Source organism: Nitrososphaera sp. (assembly GCF_050748925.1).
Taxonomy (GTDB): domain Archaea; phylum Thermoproteota; class Nitrososphaeria; order Nitrososphaerales; family Nitrososphaeraceae; genus Nitrososphaera.
On sequence record NZ_JBOGQF010000154.1, the window covers coordinates 1 to 3,760 of the forward strand.

General features: G+C 52.8%; 7 protein-coding genes. 2 read left to right on the top strand and 5 right to left on the bottom strand.

Annotated features, from left to right (window positions below):
- The first annotated feature begins 121 nt into the window (after positions 1–121).
- A complete protein-coding gene (locus ACREAY_RS10445) occupies positions 122–610 on the top strand; it encodes a peptidylprolyl isomerase (RefSeq protein ID WP_431755711.1) in 489 nt (162 codons plus the stop codon).
- Positions 611–614: 4 nt separating this feature from the next.
- Here ACREAY_RS10445 and ACREAY_RS10450 read toward each other — a convergent pair whose 3' ends face one another.
- From ACREAY_RS10450 to ACREAY_RS10465, 4 genes are all read right to left on the bottom strand, one after another.
- Positions 615–1,157: a TetR/AcrR family transcriptional regulator gene (locus tag ACREAY_RS10450; RefSeq protein WP_431755717.1), complete on the bottom strand. Its 543-nt coding sequence runs from the start codon at positions 1,155–1,157 to the stop codon at positions 615–617.
- A gap of 151 nt (positions 1,158–1,308) precedes the next feature.
- On the bottom strand, positions 1,309–1,701 hold the full coding sequence (locus tag ACREAY_RS10455; RefSeq protein WP_431755712.1) for a VOC family protein: 393 nt from the start codon (positions 1,699–1,701) through the stop codon (positions 1,309–1,311).
- An 89-nt stretch (positions 1,702–1,790) separates the two neighbouring features.
- Positions 1,791–2,045, bottom strand: coding sequence for a hypothetical protein (locus tag ACREAY_RS10460; protein WP_431755713.1), 255 nt, complete (start codon positions 2,043–2,045; stop codon positions 1,791–1,793).
- A gap of 178 nt (positions 2,046–2,223) precedes the next feature.
- A complete protein-coding gene (locus ACREAY_RS10465) occupies positions 2,224–2,451 on the bottom strand; it encodes a hypothetical protein (RefSeq protein ID WP_431755714.1) in 228 nt (75 codons plus the stop codon).
- Between the two features lie 153 nt (positions 2,452–2,604).
- Between ACREAY_RS10465 and ACREAY_RS10470 the strand changes: the two genes are divergently transcribed.
- Entirely contained in the window at positions 2,605–3,219 is a 615-nt protein-coding gene (locus ACREAY_RS10470) for a DM13 domain-containing protein (protein ID WP_431755715.1), read from the top strand.
- A gap of 2 nt (positions 3,220–3,221) precedes the next feature.
- On the opposite strand, the gene rnhA is transcribed toward ACREAY_RS10470, so the two are convergent.
- The gene (rnhA, locus tag ACREAY_RS10475) at positions 3,222–3,677 is read right to left on the bottom strand and encodes a ribonuclease HI (RefSeq protein ID WP_431755716.1); all 456 of its coding nucleotides are present in this window, start codon (positions 3,675–3,677) and stop codon (positions 3,222–3,224) included.
- Positions 3,678–3,760 lie beyond the last annotated feature (83 nt).

Sequence of the window (3,760 nt, forward strand, 5' to 3'; positions counted from 1 at the left end):
GCACTCGACGTACCTATGCTTCAGGGCCGGCAGGTATTCGTGCATACATAGTTAATTGACGAACCGCCTAATTGACCTTTGCCCTCAATGGTTCAAATAACAGCCAGTGATTGAAAAGGCAATGCCAACCGGCAAGATTCAGACGAAATTTGGAGACATTGAAATCGAGTTCTTTCCCGACGTAGCGCCCAAGCACGTCGAGAATTTCAAGAAACTTGCATCGACCGACTTTTTCGACGGGACCCTGTTCCACAGGATTGTCCCGGGCTTTGTGATACAGGGAGGCGACCCGCTGACGAGAAGCGCCGCAAACAAGGCAAAGTGGGGCACCGGAGGCCCGGGATGGAGCGTCAAGGCCGAGTTCAACAAGACAAAGCACTCGCGCGGCGTGCTTTCGATGGCCCGCTCCATGGACCCAAACAGCGCCGGCTCGCAGTTCTTTATCGTGCTAAAGGACTCTAACTTTCTTGACGGCCAGTATACGGTCTTTGGCAAGGTGACGTCCGGCATGGACGCGGTCGACAAGATTGCCGCGCTAAAGAGGGACTCTTCAGATGCGCCGACGGACCCGGAGCAGGCGCGCATGGTAAAAGCGACGTACAGCGACTAGTTGCTCAGTCGGAACTGTCGATGATGGCCCTGACCATCACCACCCACGCCTTTTTGCTGGCAGACTCGCTCATGCCAAGCATCCTGTTTACGGCGAGGCCGTCGACGTCGATGTCCTTGCGGACAAAGCCCTCGTTGGCCTTTCTCTTGATCTCCTCGGCCACGTGGTCGTGAATCATCGACTGGTACTGGTGCATGACTTTTCTCAGGCGAGGATTGCGGCTCGACTCGACTACCATCTCCAGCATCACCTTGTCCATTCCCCGCTCCCTCTTGCGGATGTTGTCGTACATCTGCTCAGCGTCGGAAACGACGTTTTCCTTGTTTGTAAAGAGCGCATCATCCTCGCCCGCCCCCAGGTTGCGCTCGCAGATGGCCAAAAAGAGGTCTTCTTTGCTCTTGAAATACAGGTATAGCGTCCCCTTGCTGAGGCCCAGCCTCTTGGCGATATCGTCCATCTGGGTCCTGTCAAAGCCAGTCTGGCCAAAACTCTCGATTGCGGCATGGATTATCCTGTTCCGCACCTCGTTTTTGTGCAGGCTCGTCACCTTTGGCAATTCAGGCTCGCTCCTGCCAACAAACGCTCATCCGCACCTCTGTTCGCATCAGTGGCTAATAAGGATAACTGACTGGTCAGTCAGTTTTAAAGGATTCGTTCGCTTTTGAAGAATCCTGGCTCTTGCTGACAGGCTCGACTTGCTAATCTGAATCAATCCGCCCCGCGAAATCGTTCATCACATCTGGACGCAGGTTTTCATATATGACGATAACATTGTCCGCAGGATCGCGGAAAGTGCAGCACGGGCCAGGGGGAATCTCTAGCTTGTTTTCCTGCCTCCACCCTCTGGCGCGCAATTCCGAGGCAGCGCCTTCCAGGTCCGGAACGCGGTAGATCAGCATCACGTCTTTCTTGTTGATGTGGTTTGCAAGAAGGATAGGCGGGCCGCCTTTGGACAGCTTGACGCAGGCCACCCATACGCCGTATGCGTGGATCTTCCACGCCAGTTCGCCTTTCAGCACTTTTGTATAATAGTGAATGGATGACTCGATGTCGGGCGCCGGGACATAAAGGAAATCAAGCGAGTCGAACACAGGCCATTATCACGCCGGGCCGATTTTAATCTTCTTTAGCCTTGCAAATAATTGATGCGACTAGCAGATTCGGGTCCCAAAAGAATCCTTCATTCCAGAGATTTTAGCCTCCGGTCAACCGCTTGAAGAGTGCCCTTAAGAAATTCCTTGTATGCCATCAACACTTTCTTTTGGTTCCCCTTGGCGATTCCGTCTATGCTGTCTATCATGTACTCAGACTCTCTTGCAAGACTGTTGATTTGGTGTTGCAAGGAAACCTTTTCCTCAACTGCTAGCGCCATCGACGAGATCAGATCATTCACAGCCCGAGCTGCAATTCTAGCCTTCTCGCTTATCTCTTCCAATCCGACGCCTTTACGCGGGAGTGAGTTAACCATGTTAGAATATGTTGAAAGTAACCTTAATCCATTTCGGCAGGCAGTAACTGATCTGGCCCGTCCAGGACGGCCGGCATAATACATGCTAGAAAAATGCATCCGGCATCCAATGTGGGAATACGCCAAAAACGCCAGCTCGCCAGTTTTACTTCTTTTTGTATTGATCCAGCTCTTTCCACGAGATCGTCAAGGATACTTCTGCACCGTTATACCCCTCGACCATCGACTTTGGAATAACATATTCCGCCGTCGGCCCCCTCTGGAGGGTTATCGTATCCTCCTCGATTTCAATCACGTTCCCAGCGTCTCCACGGTCGCTTGTCCTGGCGTTTTTGTGAACTATGGCCTCCCAGTTTGGTACTGCTTCTGACATTCTAATCCACTGTTCTTTATTATGCCGCGAACTAGTTAAGGGCTTCCCTTGCACGGCAACGCTTGACGGTGTAGTGTTTCCGCTTGTGCCCTAGATGCAATTTGGAAGTAATCTGGAAAAATCGTTTTAATAATGAATGAAGGTGTTGCTGATATGAAACGGAGCATCATAATAGCGATAATCGCAGCAGCAATACTGATGCCGGCGACAGTCTATGCGGCCTTGCCGCTTTTTGTAAGCAGCACCATCAACGAGCCGCCGCCAGTCGTAAAGACAAGTGAAAGTGGCACTGCCCAGGACGGCGCGGGGATTGAAGGAGAGATGATGGAGAAGGACGAAGGCGCCATGGTTGAGGATGACTCGGCGCCGGGCGAATCGATGGAAAAGGAAGAGGCAATGGTCAAAGATGACGAGATGGCCGAGAAAGAAGGAGCAATGATGATGAAAGATACAAGCGGCGCCTTTGCAGGCGCAGGCGACGGCATCCACAACGCGGAAGGCAGTGCAAGGGTCCTGAACCTGGAGGACGGCAGCGCAGTCCTGAGGCTTGAAGACTTTAGGGTGACAAACGGCCCGGACCTGTACGTATACCTTTCCACGGACAAGGGCGCGTCGGACTATGTCGACCTTGGAAGGCTCAAGGCCAACGCAGGCAACCAGAACTATGAGCTTCCATCAGGCATCGACCTGTCCAAATACGACAACGTGGTCATCTGGTGCAAGGCATTTTCTGTCTACTTTGGCGGGGCGCAGCTGACGGCTGCGTGAGCCTACATTTTATCCAAAAGCGCAGGGTCTTTCAGGATCGCCTCGTTGTATGCCCTTTCGCTCAGGCTGTCAGCCTCTGTGTTCTGTTCTCGGGGCACCCACTTTATCGTCAGGTCATCAAACTTTTTTCTCATCAACGCGGCCTTTTGAAAGAGCGGGATTATCTGCTTGTTCTTTACCCGGAACTCGCCGGCCATTTGCTTGACCACGAGCTGCGAATCGCCGCTGACCACGACCTTTGACGACGCGTGGCCGTTCTCATAAAGCCACTCCAGCGCCTTGATGAGGGCAGTGTACTCGGCGACGTTGTTTGTCGCCTGCTCAGACAGGGGCTCTGCGGCAAGGCCAGAGCCTGAATGTATTATCTTGCCGTCTTTTTTTATGACAAATGCAAAGCACGCTATGCCCCGCGGGTTTCGGGGAAGGCACAGGCCGTCAAAGTATGCTTCGATGTCCAACGCGAACTCATTGCAACAGCCTTGCTATATCGCTATCGAGGCTCTTGACCAAGTCTTTTGCCTCGCCCGTCGCGTTCCTCACC